Here is a 13,832-nt window from a genome sequence, read left to right as displayed (position 1 = left end):
GAAATCAAATATTCGGAAAAAGAGATTTATTTCATTTACGCTGAAAAACATCTTTAAATTCAAATCATCTGAATAGCGTGAGAAGAGCGTGTTTGTTATGATTAACTAAGTGAAAGGGGAATTAACATAATGATTGATAATCAACAATGGCATGGATTTGAAGGTCGTACATGGAAAGAAGAATGTAATGTGCGTGACTTCGTCCAGAAGAATTACCATCCATACGATGGTGATGAGTCTTTCTTAGCAGAACCAAGCGATGCTACGAATAAGTTATGGACTCGTTTACAAGAACTACAGAAGGAAGAAAGAAATCACGGTGGTGTGCTGGATGAAGAAGCGGATGTTGTTTCCGGTTTAACAGCTTATGGTCCGGGATATATCGATGAATCCTTGAAGGATTTAGAAACAGTGGTTGGTTTACAAACCGATAAGCCATTAAAGAGAGCCTTTATGCCTTATGGTGGTATTAAGATGGCAGAAGAAGCTTTGAAAACGTATGGCTTTGAACCTAATCCTGAATTCCACAAGATTTTTACAGAATATCATAAGACACACAATCAAGCGGTTTTTGATGCATACACACCAGAAATGAGAGCGGCTCGTAGTTCGCATATTATCACCGGTTTACCAGATACCTATGGTCGTGGTCGTATTGTTGGTGACTACCGTCGTGTTGCTTTATATGGTATTGACCAATTGATTGCTTGGAAGGAAGAAGATAAATTAAACTGTGGGGATGGAACCATGGTGGATGATGTTATTCGCCAAAGAGAAGAATTGTCTGATCAGATTAAAGCCTTAAAGGGCATGAAAGAAATGGCGGCTGTGTATGGCTTTGATATTTCTAAACCGGCTAAGGATGCTAAAGAAGCTTGCCAATGGTTATACTTTGGTTATTTAGCGGCTATTAAGACACAAAATGGGGCGGCGATGTCAGTTGGTCGTATTTCTACTTTCTTAGATATTTATTTAGAAAGAGATTTAGAAGCCGGCATCTTAACTGAAGATCAAGCACAAGAATTGATTGATCATCTGGTTATGAAGTTTCGCATGGTTAAGTTTGCTCGTGTTCCTGCGTATAATGAATTGTTCTCAGGGGATCCGGTGTGGGCAACCTTAGAAGTAGCCGGTATGGGTAGTGATGGTCGCTCTTTAGTAACAAAGAATGACTTCCGTTTCTTACATACATTAGAAAATATGGGACCTTCCCCGGAACCAAACTTAACGGTTCTTTACTCTTCTCGTTTACCGGAAACATTCCGTAAGTATGCGGCTAAGATTTCTGTGAACACTTCTTCGATTCAATATGAAAACGATGATGTGATGCGTCCGGAATGGGGCGATGATTACAGTATTTGTTGCTGTGTATCGGCTACGGAAACGGGTAAGGAAATGCAATTCTTCGGTGCTCGTGCAAACTTGGCGAAAGCTTTATTATACGCTATCAACGGTGGTGTGGATGAAAAGAGCTTTAAGCAAGTAGCACCTGCTTACCGTCCTATTACTTCGGAATACTTGGATTATGATGAAGTGATGCAGAAATACGATGTCATGTTAGACTGGTTAGCCGGTTTATATGTAAACATCTTAAACTTAATTCAATATATGCATGATAAGTACTACTATGAAGCCGCTGAAATGGCTTTGATTGATACCGATGTTCGCCGTACCTTTGCGACCGGTATTGCCGGTTTCTCTCATGTTGTGGATAGTTTGAGTGCTATTAAGTACGCTAAGGTAAAGACTATTCGTAATGAAGACGGCATTGTTACAGAATATGAAACAGAGGGTGATTTCCCTAAGTATGGTAATGATGATGATCGTGCGGATGAAATTGCGACTTGGTTATTAAAGAGTTTCATTGATAAGATTAAGAAGCACCATACGTATCGAAATTCTGAAGCAACGACTTCCATCTTAACCATTACTTCCAATGTGGTTTATGGTAAGTTCACCGGGAATATGCCGGATGGTCGTAAGGCTTGGACACCATTAGCTCCTGGTGCTAATCCATCTTATGGGGCTGAACAAAATGGTTTACTAGCTTCCTTGAATTCCTTAACAAAGCTACCTTATCACTGGGCATTGGATGGTATTTCCAACACCCAGACAATGAATCCAAGTGCTTTAGGTCATAGTGAAGAAGAAAGAAAAGAAAACTTAGTTCATGTCTTAGATGGTTACTTTGATCAAGGTGCTCATCACTTGAATGTGAATGTCTTTGGCAAAGAAAAACTATTGGATGCAATGGAAAATCCGGACAAGCCTGAATATGCTAACTTTACAATTCGTGTATCCGGCTATGCGGTTAAGTTCATTTCCTTAACTCGTGAACAACAATTGGATGTTATTTCTCGTACATTCCACGATCATATGTAAGGAAGAGGGCATCGGTTAAAGATGCTCTTTTTTATCAACAGGAGGACAAATGACAAAAGGCTATATTCATTCTTTTGAAAGCTTTGGTGCTGTGGATGGACCGGGGGTTCGCTTTATTGTCTTTATGCAAGGCTGCCCAATGCGTTGTTTATATTGTCATAATCCGGAGACTTGGAAGTTTAAACAAGGAATGGAAATGAGTGCAGAGGAAGTGTTCCGGAAAGCCGTTCGGTATCGTTCTTATTGGAAAAATGGAGGCGGTATTACAGTATCCGGTGGAGAAGCTTTGGTTCAAATGGATTTCTTAATTGAATTGTTTGAAATTTGTCAGAAATATCATATTCATACGACTTTAGACACTTCCGGTAATCCTTATACAACGGAATCTGAATGGTACGCCAAGTTTGAACGTTTGATGCAGGTGACGGATTTGGTTTTATTGGATATCAAAGAAATGAATCCGGTTATTCATAAGAAATTAACAGGTTGGTCAAATGAAAATATTTTGGCATTGGCAAAGGATTTAAGTAATCGAAAGATACCGGTATGGATTAGACATGTATTGGTGCCGGGTATTACAGCGAATGATGAAGATTTAATTCAGTTAAAGAGCTTTATTGATACACTTGAAAACGTGGAAAGGGTAGAAATACTCCCTTATCACGCCATGGCAAAAGTGGAATATGAACATCTCGGTATTCCTTATCCTATCCCTGATACCCCGCAACCAACGGTAGAGGAAGTGCTACATGCTGAAAAGCTATTAGGTATTCAAAAATAAAAAGAGGTACATTTTTGCAGTGCACCTCCAAAAGTTAGACACCAAACTAACTTTTGGGATGTACTTCATCATTCAATGAACCTCTTTTTTAGTGTTAAATTTGTATGTTATTTGACATCAATATCCCCCGTGGTTGATTTAATGTACAAACGACCATTTCCTTGGTAATGAGCAATATTCATATCCCCCATTTGACTTTCAGCACGAGTTTCAAAGTCGTGCTGAGAACAATTCACCTGAATATCTCCTGTGCTTGATTTAATTTCATAGTTTTCAATACGGAATAATTCCAAGTCAATATCGCCGGCGGTACAACGGATGTCAGCTTTTGGATAATCACCGGAAACATCCACATCGCCAGCCTTTGTGTTGATTTTTAAGAAGGAGCCTTGACTATGGTTAATATCCACAGCACCAGCCAAAGCGCTTAATGCTAAATCACCGGAACATGAATTCACATCGATATCTCCAGCCAGTGTTTCAATGGATGTTTTGCCCATGATACAATCATTCAATTCCACATCACCGGCAGCCAAATGGAAGTATGCGTTTTGATAACGAAGGTCATCCAAGATAATATCGCTTGCTTTGGAATTTAATTGAAGTTCATCCACTTTAAGATTAGAAAGATTGATATTGCCGGATTGGGTTTGAATATTGAGATGATGAATAGATGATGGTAAGGTAATCAAAAGGGTGCCATGACCATGTTTGGAGTTAAAATGAACCACATCACCATTGAGATTCTTTGTGAAAACAGCCTGTTTTTTAGAATGTTTTGATGTGTAAGCTTTATAGGAATAAGAAACACTTTCACCCTCTTCTACATCAACGTCGAAATAATCACCGGAGATGAAAATTTCAGTTGCTTTTGAACAAGGAAAGGAATCCGTCTCTTCAAAACAAATTTCTTCATCAGAAAGCCATCTAAAATTCATATCTTTTAGGAAAGGTGTAGTTTTCTCAATGGCTGTCTTAACGAAATCAGAAAAGCCGGTTTTTTTAGTTTGTGGTTGATCTAAGAACATATCTTCAATATTGCCTAATTCCTTGACAATCTCATCCATGGTTTTCCCTTGAGCTAATGATTCATCAATGTGATTTTCAAAAGATTGTAAAATTTCTGCTTGATCTTCATTAGGGTAATCGTTTAGGTAATCTTTTAAAGCATGTAAATATTCTTGTTTGGTCATAATAAATTCCTCACTTTCTCAACGAAGGATAGCCATTCGTTTTTTTGTTCCTGTTGGTAGGATAAACCCCTTGTGGTAATGTGGTAGTATTTTCGAGCCGGTCCACTGTTCGATTCTTTTAAATAAGTTTGAACGTAGTCATTGTCTTTTAATCGCTTTAAGATAAGGTATAAAGTACCGGCTGTAATGGATAACTCTTGGGAAATATCTTCGGTTAACTCATAGCCATACTTATCTTCATCCACAAGCTTGGATAAGACACATAATTCTAAAACACCTTTTTTAAATTGAGCATCCATAGTTACCTCCCGAGAATGTTATATCACATAGTATACTGTTATGCAATATAGTGGGCAAAAAAAGGTGTATAATAGATAAAAAGAAGAGGGGAAAACAGGTATGACATTTGAAGAATTAGCGAAGAATCGTTATACAGTTCGAAAATTTTCAGATTGTGCAGTAGAAAAGGAAAAATTAGACAAAATTTTAGAAGTGGGTAATTTAGCACCAACGGCTAAGAATGGTCAACCACATAAAATTTATGTGGTTCAAAGTGAAGAAGGGTTAGCCAAATTAAATAAACTAACCCGCTGTATTTATGGTGCAAAGATTGTTTTCATTTTTGCGTATGATACAAATAAAATTTTTAAGACCTCACCGGAGGCTAAGCATAATTCCGGTCATCAAGATGTTAGTATTGTTGCGACACACATGATGTTTGAAGCAGAAGAACTTGGTTTAAGCACCTGTTGGGTGAATGCGTTCTCTAATGAAGAGGTAGAAAAGGAAATGGGCTTACCCGAAAATGAAAAGGTTGTTCTATTAATGCCACTAGGTTATGCCCATGAAGACGCAAAGCCATCGATTCTTCACACCACGAAAAAAGACTTATCAGAAATTGTTTCCTATAAGTAAAATAAAAAAGAAGGTAGCTGTGTGATGTGACCCCTAAAAGTTAGACCGAAATCTAACGGTAGGGAGGTCGGCACACTGTCTATCTTCTTTTCTTTTGGCTTTAAAATCGGGAAAATACAAAACTTAGTTAATAGCTATAAAGGGGGACAAGTCATGCAGTCACTTAGATTTAAGGTATTATCCCAATTTTTACTTTTCAAAGAATTCCAAAAAAGGGAAAAGGAGATTGTTTTTTGGTGAATAAATCCTCCTTGAAAAGCATTAAAGATAAGTAATTTATCTTTATAGTATTATTATGAGAGCGTTTACAGTTCCTTACACCCCAAAAAACCTTTAAAATTTTGTATAATTCTGTATAAAATAAAGCTTTTTTATAATAGAGGGATATTTTTAAAAGAGCAGTCCTTGACGATTTCTTCAGGCCAATAAGAAGCTTGCACTTCACCAATATGGGCTTTATTCAGTAGTAACATACACAATCGAGATTGTCCAATACCACCACCAATGGAGTAAGGTAATTCATGCTTAAGAATCATCTGATGATAAGGCATTTGGAGTCTTTCGGTACAATGAGCACTTTCACATTGCGATACGATGGAATTTTCATCCACGCGAATTCCCATAGAGCTTAACTCAAGGGCTTGCTCTAATTGTGGTAACCAGAAGAATAAATCACCATTTAATTGCCAGTCGTCATAATCGGCCGCTCTTTTATCATGTGGTTCCTGTGATCCTTTTAAGGTTTCACCAATGCGTTCGATAAAGACACAACCATATTGACGTGTGATTTCACGTTCACGTTCTTTGGCATTCAAGCTGGGGTACAAATCCAACAATTCTTGTGAATCAATAAAATGAACATCCTCGGCTAAATGACAAACCGCTTTTGGGTATTTATACCAAACCTCATGTTCCATGTGTTTGATGACTTTAAAAATCAAGCGGACGGTTTCTTCTAAATATTCCTTACGACGGTTTTCTTTACTAATTGCGATTTCCCAATCCCATTGATCCACATAGAAAGAATGCGTAGCATCGGGTGTTTCATCTCTACGAATGGCATTCATATTGGTGTATAAGCCTTCACCATTTTTAAAGTCATATTTCTTTAAAGCAAAACGCTTCCATTTCGCTAAAGATTGAACTACTTCCAAGGTTGTGTTTTCCAAGTTTAAAGCATCAAATGAAACGGGTCTTTCAATACCACTAAGAGTATCATTTAAACCGGATTCCCTTGAAACAAACAAGGGTGCGGATATTCTTTCTAGCCGCATCACCTTACCAAACTCATATTGGAAGGTATCGCGGATATATTTAATGGCTTCTTGGGTTTCACGAATGGATAGGGTGGGTTGATAATATGACATAAAAGCTCCTTTTCGTTTTATTGTAAGAAAGAATAGCCGGGATAGCAATAAAAGGGTGAGTATAGGTATTATTTATTTTGAAAAGAATCTCAAAATCATGTAAGATTTAAATATCCTTGCAAGAAACAAATGTGTCATAAAAACTTTTGAACGATTCTTCTGCTTGCTAGAAAGTATATTTTCACTTATACTAAAGTGTAGCTAAATGGGTCTATGATTAGAAAAGGACTAGCTTTTCTCTAATTTTTAAAACACAAGAGATAGGAGGAGAAATATGGCTAAAGATAAATACGAAGGCTTGAAGTTAGAAAATCAAATTTGTTTTCCATTATATTCAGCAGCGAGAAAAATCACTGGAATGTACACGCCGTTTTTAAAGCCATTAGGCATTACGTATACACAATATATTGTTTTCTTGGTGCTATGGGAAGAACATCATTTAACAGTAGGTGATTTGTGTGAGAAGTTGTACTTAGATAGTGGAACAATCACACCATTATTAAAGAAGATGGAAGAAAGGGAATGGGTGACAAGAACTCGTTCTAAGATAGATGAACGCGTTGTTTTAGTCGATTTAACGGAAGAAGGAAAAGCAATGCGTGAAAAGTGTTTGGATATTCCAAAGCGTATTTCTTCTTGTGTTTCTTTTTCAATAACGGAAGCAAGTGATTTATACAAGCTTCTTCACCAAATCTTAGAAGAATTCTAAAACTGTCTCTATTAGGCAGTTTTTTTATGCAATCGTTTAACTTGTTTTCATAGAAGGGTCTCTTAAAATAGAAGTATGAGAGAAAAGAAAATTATTCAAACAAGCCTTATCGCTATCGTAATGAATTTATTATTAGTGGCTTTTAAAATGGGGATTGGTCTTATCGCTAATTCACTTTCGATTATCTTAGATGCTGTCAATAATTTAAGCGATGCTCTATCGTCTATCATCACGATTGGCGGAACAACTTTATCTAAGAAAACGGCGGATAAAGAGCATCCTTATGGTCATGGCCGTTATGAATATATCGCCGCTTTAATTGTGGCTTTTATTATTTTATACGCCGGTATTCAATCGGTGATTGAAACAATTAAGCTTTGGCTTCATCCTAGTCAGCCAAAGTATTCTTGGTGGTCGGTTTTGATTGTGACGGTGGCTATTTTTGTCAAAATATTCTTGGGAAATTATGTTCAACAAGTAGGGATTCAATTGGATTCTCCCTCTTTAAAAAACTCCGGTCAAGATGCTAAGAATGATTCTTTATTATCAGTGGCTACTTTGATGTCAGCACTAAGCTCTTTGTGGTTGCACTTTGAGATTGATAAATATGTATCTGTGGTGATTGCTTTATTCATTCTAAAGAGCGGGTATGACATTTTGAATGAAACCCTATCGCGTATTTTAGGGGAAAGAATTTCTTCTTCTTTAACTAGCTCTGTGATTGAAGCGGCGAAGCATGTACCGGGTGTTTGTGGAGTATATGATTTGTTTATCAATGATTATGGTCCAAATCGTTGGATTGGCTCTTTACATGTGGAAGTGGAAGATACAACTTCGGCATCTCGGATTGATCAACTCTCCAGAAAAGTAATGCGTCAGGTTTATATAGAAACGGGAGTAACTTTATCGGCGGTTGGTATTTACGCCAGAAATTCGCACTCGGAAGAGGTGAATGAAATGCGAACGGGAATTAGTAAATATTGTTTACAATTAGGATTTGTGAAACAAGTGCATGGTTTCTTAGTGGACCAAGAGAATAAAAGAATTCGTTTTGATATTGTGGTTCCCTTTGGTATAAAATCACTCAATCAGAAACAAATGGATTTAAAGGAATGGATAAAAAAAGAGTATCCAGGTTACGCTATTGACTTAACAATCGACCCGGATACAACGGATTAAAATAAATCCTTTTGGTATTGTTTGGCAATCCTCATAGTTTCTTTTAACCATCGTTCATAATAGGGAATTAGAGTGCTATCTTTTAGATAAGCACTATTTTTTTGTAGAACTTCTTTTTCACGATTGGTATCAAGGATGGGAAAATGATGGGCTTTTTTATAAGCAATAACTTGTTGAACGGCATTCATTCTTTGTTCAAATAAAGAGACCATTTCTTGATCAATGGTATCAATGGCAGAGCGGATTTGTTCTAATTCATTCATACTATTTCCTCAATTTGTTTTGGAACAGCGTGATAGCGCAAGAAATAGCCAAAGATAACACCAACCGAAGCTTGTACAATTTGAAATGGTAACTTAATCAAAGAAGTCTTTAAGGTGGAATAAACAAAAGCACGACCAAAGGTATATCCGCCAACCATAATGAAAGCCCCAACACAAGCGGCGATTAAACTACGATTTTTAGAGATAAGGTTTCGATTAGAGTGAGCTAAATAGGAAATCACATAGCCTTGTACACCATGGGTAACCAAGGACACGAACATTGGGCTTGGATAAAAAAAGAAATCTCCCAAGAAAGCACCGAGTCCACAGACTAATAAAGCATCTTTAGGACTAAATAATAAAGCCGATAACACAATCACAACATCATTTAAATAGAGATGACCGCCCGGAACGGTTAAGCTAAAGGAGGATAGAACGATGACCAATGTCATCATAAGAGCCATTAAAGTAAAGCGTTTGGTGTTCATGGCGGTATTCCTTTCTTTTTATTTTTTCTTATCTTTCTTTTTCAAACCGGCAATCCATTCTAATTGGTATTCGCCGGTGACTTCCAGGATTCCACCTTCAGGAAGAATGATGGAATCCTCTGTTTCGTAATAATCCGTAACCCGACCATGAATGTCTTTGACATGAAGACCGGCATCGCGAATGGCTTTGACACTATATTCCCCGGGGCGAATATTTTTAGGAACATCATAGATGCCGGGAGTAACGGTAAATTGGTTATTGTTATTGATAAAGATTAACTTATTATCTTTGTGGTTGATTACATTATTCACTTTTTGGAAGAAGCGTTCCCTTAAGAAAAATAAATCCGCATGTTCTACCTTATAGGTGAATTTCTTGCTTGGTGTTTCGATTTCAATGCGATCATTTTGGTTTGGATTGCGCTTTATATAACCCAGACGATGAACGTTGATGTAATGGTCACTTAAGAAATAAATGGCCGCTTCGGTTTCAAATAACATTCCTTTAACGATTTGGCTACCAACTCTTCCTTCAGCATTAGGAATGTTCATAATCGCATTTTTATCAATTTCAGAAATGGACTTAACTGCCTCATCTTTCGGGATTAATTCTTCTAAAACCACTTGTACAGCAGGAAGAGAGTTGATACAGTGTTCACCATGGTGTAATTCAATACTTGGTAATGGGTAATGTGTCGCAATAATCTCTTCCGGATTATGACTTTTTAAATAAGTATCCATAACTGTATCAACCATATTAGCTTGAGCTGTTACTAACATTTGGAAGATGTCAAACTTAATAGGCAAGCCATATCCTTTGATAATTTCTTTACAGTGTTTACAGATATAATGCCCATCTGATAATTTTTCTAATCGATTGTGAAAGATACCGCCTTCGCGTAAATCGAAATCACATACTTTTTTACTTGGCATATGACCTCCTAACCTCTCTTATTATATAGTAGTTATATTTAGAATACTATACGACGATTTTGGTGATTTTAGTATAAAACAGTTTAAAAAATGAAGCCCGGGAAAATCTTTTTTCTATAATATACGGATGTTTGAGTTGATATAAAAATATGATATTGTAATGCTGGGGGAAGTGAAAAATGATAACGATTAAATTTCCTAAAAAGAAGAATCTTCAAAACAAGTTTTATCTCTTACAATCGAAGAAATCGCAATGGATTAGTTTAGGGATAACCCTTATTTTCATGTTGATTGCTTTTTATATTTTTATACCGGCTATTCATGTTAAAAACTTTAGTTTTTGGCTATTTTTATTGGCAACGGTTGTTGGCTATGTTTTGGTCAACGGCATTATTTGTGCTATTCATAGAGAAAGACCAAATCTAAAACCGGCTATTATTATGATGGCCGGACTTGTTGGCATTATGCTTTTAGGTACAGTGGCGGGACTTCGTATTTGGCATGCGAAACGCTATGCTTCTATTTTAAAGATTGAAGAGGGTGATAAAAAAGATATTCCTTCAGTCGAAGGAGCAAGTTCCATTGCTTTAATGGATACCGCCAGTGCTGAAAAATTAGGGGATCGTAAGATTGGCTCTTTGACCGATGTGGTATCGCAATTTAATGTTGGTCCATACACACAGATTGATTATCAATCTTCACCAACTAAAGTGGCGGCCCTTCAATATGAAGGTTTTTTCAAGTGGTGGGGAAATCATAAAGAGGGTGTCCCCGGTTATGTTAAGGTAAATCCTGTTACGATGGCGGCGGATTATGTACCATTGAAAGAGAAGATGCGTTATGTACCAAGTGCTTATTTCAACGATGATTTGAGTAGAAGAATTCGTTTTCGTTTTCCAACAGTTATGTTTGAAAACTTGCACTTTGAAATTGATGAACAAGGAAATCCTTGGTATGTAGCAACGACGTATGACCATACTATTTCTTTATTTGGTGGTAAAAAAGTGACAGGGGCTATTTTGGTTAATCCAATCACGGGTGATATGAAGCAACTTGGCTTAAAGGATATTCCCCAATGGATGGATGTGGTATTCCATGGTGATTTATTGATGAAGCAATACAATGATGCGGTTCAATTGCATAAGGGTTTCTGGAATAGTATTTTTGGTCAAAAGGATTGTCGTCAAACAACGACGGTAAAAGTAAAAGATGATGATGGTGATTCTAGTTATAAAGCCGACTATGGCTATGTGGCTAAGAATGGGGATATTTGGGTGTTTACGGGGGTTACCTCGGTTAATGGTGATTCTTCCAATATCGGCTTTATGATGGCAAACGAAAGAACGGGAAAAACACGTTTTATTATGGCTTCCGGTGCGGATGAAGGCAGTGCTATGCACTCGGCAGAAGGTGAGGTACAAGAGAAAGGCTATCACGCTTCTTTCCCTTCTTTAATCAATGTGGATGGAACGCCAACGTATATTATGGTCTTAAAGGATAATAGCGGTTTAGTGAAACAATACGCTTGTGTCAATGTGGAACAATACAACTTAGTGGTGACGGCTTCTAATCAAAAAGATGTGATTGATCGTTATCGTCGTTTAATGAAGGGTGAGATTACCGCTGATGAGGCGAAGAAATCAGGTGAAAGTCAGATAGATACAAGTAAGTTTGTGGATAAGACCATTCAAGTGAAGAAGTTAGAAAAGATTGATATTGGTGGTAATACGCATTTATATATCCTAGATACGGAGGGTAAGATTTACCAAGCAAAATATGCGGATGTGCTAAAGATGTTGTCGGTAAAAGAAGGAGATAAGATTACCATTCAAACAGATGGAAAGAATTATCTGATTAAATAGAGCTTAAGGCTCTATTTTTTAGTTGGGATAGATACTTCAATATAAAGTTATTTCTATGACTTACAAATGACGGGTATTCAGGAAAAACATTTGACAGACAATCTTGGAAGAAACCACGATGAAATCTTAGGATTGGAACAAAACCGGAACGAAAAGTGTCAATGTTCAGTGAAAATGTCCCAAAAAATTTGTAATATAAGCGGGGAATCTTGATTAGAGATTTCTCGCTATTTTAAAGCTTACTATCATCGTGTAAATTGCTTGTGTTGATGTGCTCTTTGTTGCTGACGAATAAATGAATCTCTTTTCCAAGGATGACTCATTGGCGGTATATGTACCTGTTTCGGCTTTTTTTCTTTTGTGTCATCAGTGTCAAAATTTGCAGAGACTTTCTTGTTCTTTTCTAATTCAAATAGAGCATACACACGATCATCTACCGTTACGTATAGGGTATTGTTTAGGGTTTTAATGACTAAGGCTTTTGTCTTAGGCTTAAAGGCGATTAATTGATTATTTTGATTATAGGCTTGGTAATATTTTTTTTATAGCTTATACAGGAGCCATTATCGAATTTTCTTTCGCATATAACTGATAATGTTAGATTGATTGTCTCTTCGCCGGGACTACTTTCTATTACCGAAGGGTATTTCGTATAATCTTGAGCAAAACGCCTATTAAAATTAGGTACGAAGGTTTCAATAAGATATTGGTCGGCTTTTTCTATGGTTGTTATATTCTCCATTTTTAACTCACTAACTAAGCGGTCTTGAAAGGTTCTATTCGCTCTTTCTATTTGCCCCTTGTATTGGCTAACACCGGAAGTTTCAATGGTAACGCCAAGAGTGTTACAGGCATAACCGAATTGCGTTAAGACATCATTTTCAGCCGATTTATTCGTGCGTCTTTCATACTCAAAAACAGTTCGTCTATCGGTAAGAAATTGATAGGGTACGCCATAGTTAGAAAGGATTTGGTGAAAACAGTGATAATAGCCGTGAAGTGTTTCTTGCTTGTCAAAATAAGCACCTACAATCACGCCTGTGGCATTATCAATCGCTAGATGTAGTGTTGCCTTATTTTCACCAAACCAATTATGAATAGAGCCATCCATTTGTATTTCTTCCCCAAAATTCTTACATCGAGCTTTTCTTGGATGAGCTAGTTGTAAACTTAATTCATGATTGACAGCCACATTTAGTTCCGTATCCGTGAGAGTCGGTTTCGTTTGTTTTAAAGACATGATACTTCTTTTCTTTTTGAACAGCGGTGTTCATTAGGGGAGAAGATACCTACTTCATTTAAAATTCTTCTAACCGAAGAAAGACTGACATGGATATCATGTTTTTCACTTAAGAATTGGGTGAAATGAGAAAAATTAAAGCCCGCATCTTGATAAATCGATTGATAAAGATGTATGATGTGAGAGCTTAATTCTTGTGTGAGGCAATGAGCAGATGGTCGGTTTCTGTTTCCGTGAACGAAACCGGCTTTTCCTTTATTCCGATAGACAATAATTAAACGATTGATTGTACGAATAGAAACACCAAGTTTTAAAGCTGCTCGTTTCTTATTGCCGTGATGGTCAATTAAATCTTTGATTGTCAAATATTTTTCTTGTTCTTTCATAGATAATCGTATCCTCTTCATTTGTTCCTCCAATGACTAGAAAATAATAAAATGGAGAAAGAGATGTAAAACAATGCCTCACTATCTTTAATCAATAATCGGGACATTTTCACTGAACATCTATTAAGACATTA

General features: G+C 36.8%; 15 protein-coding genes. 6 read left to right on the top strand and 9 right to left on the bottom strand.

Features of this window, described 5'->3' with window-relative positions; translation table 11 throughout:
- Positions 1-129: 129 nt before the first annotated feature.
- Complete coding sequence (gene pflB, locus JOS54_RS07470; RefSeq protein WP_203244965.1) at positions 130-2,382, top strand: formate C-acetyltransferase; 2,253 nt, start codon at positions 130-132, stop codon at positions 2,380-2,382.
- Between the two features lie 49 nt (positions 2,383-2,431).
- On the top strand, positions 2,432-3,163 hold the full coding sequence (gene pflA, locus JOS54_RS07465; RefSeq protein ID WP_203244964.1) for a pyruvate formate-lyase-activating protein: 732 nt from the start codon (positions 2,432-2,434) through the stop codon (positions 3,161-3,163).
- Between the two features lie 107 nt (positions 3,164-3,270).
- On the opposite strand, the gene JOS54_RS07460 is transcribed toward pflA, so the two are convergent.
- Both JOS54_RS07460 and JOS54_RS07455 read right to left on the bottom strand, forming a co-directional pair.
- The gene (locus tag JOS54_RS07460; RefSeq protein WP_203244963.1) at positions 3,271-4,356 is read right to left on the bottom strand and encodes a DUF4097 family beta strand repeat-containing protein; all 1,086 of its coding nucleotides are present in this window, start codon (positions 4,354-4,356) and stop codon (positions 3,271-3,273) included.
- A complete protein-coding gene (locus tag JOS54_RS07455) occupies positions 4,353-4,655 on the bottom strand; it encodes a PadR family transcriptional regulator (RefSeq protein ID WP_203244962.1) in 303 nt (100 codons plus the stop codon). The genes JOS54_RS07460 and JOS54_RS07455 overlap by 4 nt, the downstream gene beginning before the upstream one ends.
- A 100-nt stretch (positions 4,656-4,755) precedes the next feature.
- Here JOS54_RS07455 and JOS54_RS07450 point away from each other — a divergent pair, with 100 nt between their 5' ends.
- Positions 4,756-5,271 carry a nitroreductase family protein gene (locus JOS54_RS07450; protein ID WP_203244961.1) on the top strand — a complete coding sequence of 172 codons (516 nt, stop codon included), beginning with the start codon at positions 4,756-4,758 and terminating at the stop codon, positions 5,269-5,271.
- A gap of 371 nt (positions 5,272-5,642) precedes the next feature.
- Here JOS54_RS07450 and asnA read toward each other — a convergent pair whose 3' ends face one another.
- A complete protein-coding gene (gene asnA, locus JOS54_RS07445) occupies positions 5,643-6,638 on the bottom strand; it encodes an aspartate--ammonia ligase (RefSeq protein ID WP_203244960.1) in 996 nt (331 codons plus the stop codon).
- Positions 6,639-6,912: 274 nt separating this feature from the next.
- Between asnA and JOS54_RS07440 the strand changes: the two genes are divergently transcribed.
- Positions 6,913-7,347, top strand: coding sequence for a MarR family winged helix-turn-helix transcriptional regulator (locus JOS54_RS07440; RefSeq protein ID WP_203244959.1), 435 nt, complete (start codon positions 6,913-6,915; stop codon positions 7,345-7,347).
- A gap of 75 nt (positions 7,348-7,422) precedes the next feature.
- The gene (locus JOS54_RS07435; RefSeq protein ID WP_203244958.1) at positions 7,423-8,526 is read left to right on the top strand and encodes a cation diffusion facilitator family transporter; all 1,104 of its coding nucleotides are present in this window, start codon (positions 7,423-7,425) and stop codon (positions 8,524-8,526) included.
- Here the strand turns inward: JOS54_RS07435 and JOS54_RS07430 are convergent.
- Genes JOS54_RS07430 through JOS54_RS07420 form a run of 3 tightly spaced genes read right to left on the bottom strand, consistent with a single transcriptional unit; the run spans position 8,523 to position 10,210 of the window.
- Positions 8,523-8,789, bottom strand: a complete 267-nt coding sequence (locus tag JOS54_RS07430) for a chorismate mutase (RefSeq protein ID WP_203244957.1) — start codon at positions 8,787-8,789, stop codon at positions 8,523-8,525. The two genes, JOS54_RS07435 and JOS54_RS07430, sit on opposite strands and share 4 nt — an antisense overlap.
- The gene (locus tag JOS54_RS07425) at positions 8,786-9,277 is read right to left on the bottom strand and encodes an ECF transporter S component (protein ID WP_203244956.1); all 492 of its coding nucleotides are present in this window, start codon (positions 9,275-9,277) and stop codon (positions 8,786-8,788) included. The genes JOS54_RS07430 and JOS54_RS07425 overlap by 4 nt, the downstream gene beginning before the upstream one ends.
- Before the next feature lie 18 nt (positions 9,278-9,295).
- On the bottom strand, positions 9,296-10,210 hold the full coding sequence (locus JOS54_RS07420; protein WP_203244955.1) for a hypothetical protein: 915 nt from the start codon (positions 10,208-10,210) through the stop codon (positions 9,296-9,298).
- A gap of 179 nt (positions 10,211-10,389) precedes the next feature.
- Between JOS54_RS07420 and JOS54_RS07415 the strand changes: the two genes are divergently transcribed.
- Positions 10,390-12,072 carry a hypothetical protein gene (locus JOS54_RS07415; RefSeq protein ID WP_203244954.1) on the top strand — a complete coding sequence of 561 codons (1,683 nt, stop codon included), beginning with the start codon at positions 10,390-10,392 and terminating at the stop codon, positions 12,070-12,072.
- A gap of 245 nt (positions 12,073-12,317) precedes the next feature.
- Here JOS54_RS07415 and JOS54_RS07410 read toward each other — a convergent pair whose 3' ends face one another.
- From JOS54_RS07410 to JOS54_RS07400, 3 genes are all read right to left on the bottom strand, one after another.
- Entirely contained in the window at positions 12,318-12,497 is a 180-nt protein-coding gene (locus JOS54_RS07410) for a hypothetical protein (protein ID WP_203244953.1), read from the bottom strand.
- A gap of 77 nt (positions 12,498-12,574) precedes the next feature.
- Positions 12,575-13,312, bottom strand: a complete 738-nt coding sequence (locus JOS54_RS07405) for an ISNCY family transposase (RefSeq protein ID WP_203244952.1) — start codon at positions 13,310-13,312, stop codon at positions 12,575-12,577.
- Positions 13,303-13,719, bottom strand: a complete 417-nt coding sequence (locus JOS54_RS07400; protein WP_203244951.1) for a helix-turn-helix domain-containing protein — start codon at positions 13,717-13,719, stop codon at positions 13,303-13,305. The genes JOS54_RS07405 and JOS54_RS07400 overlap by 10 nt, the downstream gene beginning before the upstream one ends.
- Between the last annotated feature and the right edge of the window lie 113 nt (positions 13,720-13,832).

Origin of the sequence: Bulleidia sp. zg-1006, assembly GCF_016812035.1 — a bacterium.
Taxonomy (GTDB): Bacteria; Bacillota_I; Bacilli_A; order Erysipelotrichales; family Erysipelotrichaceae; genus Bulleidia.
Note: the sequence above shows the minus strand (reverse complement) of the source record. Positions and strands in the feature narration are given on the sequence as shown.

What these genes read in the sequence shown, in the direction of transcription:
- JOS54_RS07425 (WP_203244956.1), bottom strand. Translation starts at nt 9,277, where the DNA reads ATGAACACCAAACGCTTTACTTTAATGGCTCTTATGATGACATTGGTC.
- JOS54_RS07440 (WP_203244959.1), top strand. Translation starts at nt 6,913, where the DNA reads ATGGCTAAAGATAAATACGAAGGCTTGAAGTTAGAAAATCAAATTTGT.
- JOS54_RS07405 (WP_203244952.1), bottom strand. Translation starts at nt 13,312, where the DNA reads ATGTCTTTAAAACAAACGAAACCGACTCTCACGGATACGGAACTAAAT.
- JOS54_RS07435 (WP_203244958.1), top strand. Translation starts at nt 7,423, where the DNA reads ATGAGAGAAAAGAAAATTATTCAAACAAGCCTTATCGCTATCGTAATG.
- JOS54_RS07400 (WP_203244951.1), bottom strand. Translation starts at nt 13,719, where the DNA reads ATGAAGAGGATACGATTATCTATGAAAGAACAAGAAAAATATTTGACA.
- JOS54_RS07460 (WP_203244963.1), bottom strand. Translation starts at nt 4,356, where the DNA reads ATGACCAAACAAGAATATTTACATGCTTTAAAAGATTACCTAAACGAT.
- JOS54_RS07450 (WP_203244961.1), top strand. Translation starts at nt 4,756, where the DNA reads ATGACATTTGAAGAATTAGCGAAGAATCGTTATACAGTTCGAAAATTT.
- asnA (WP_203244960.1), bottom strand. Translation starts at nt 6,638, where the DNA reads ATGTCATATTATCAACCCACCCTATCCATTCGTGAAACCCAAGAAGCC.
- pflA (WP_203244964.1), top strand. Translation starts at nt 2,432, where the DNA reads ATGACAAAAGGCTATATTCATTCTTTTGAAAGCTTTGGTGCTGTGGAT.
- pflB (WP_203244965.1), top strand. Translation starts at nt 130, where the DNA reads ATGATTGATAATCAACAATGGCATGGATTTGAAGGTCGTACATGGAAA.
- JOS54_RS07455 (WP_203244962.1), bottom strand. Translation starts at nt 4,655, where the DNA reads ATGGATGCTCAATTTAAAAAAGGTGTTTTAGAATTATGTGTCTTATCC.
- JOS54_RS07430 (WP_203244957.1), bottom strand. Translation starts at nt 8,789, where the DNA reads ATGAATGAATTAGAACAAATCCGCTCTGCCATTGATACCATTGATCAA.
- JOS54_RS07415 (WP_203244954.1), top strand. Translation starts at nt 10,390, where the DNA reads ATGATAACGATTAAATTTCCTAAAAAGAAGAATCTTCAAAACAAGTTT.
- JOS54_RS07420 (WP_203244955.1), bottom strand. Translation starts at nt 10,210, where the DNA reads ATGCCAAGTAAAAAAGTATGTGATTTCGATTTACGCGAAGGCGGTATC.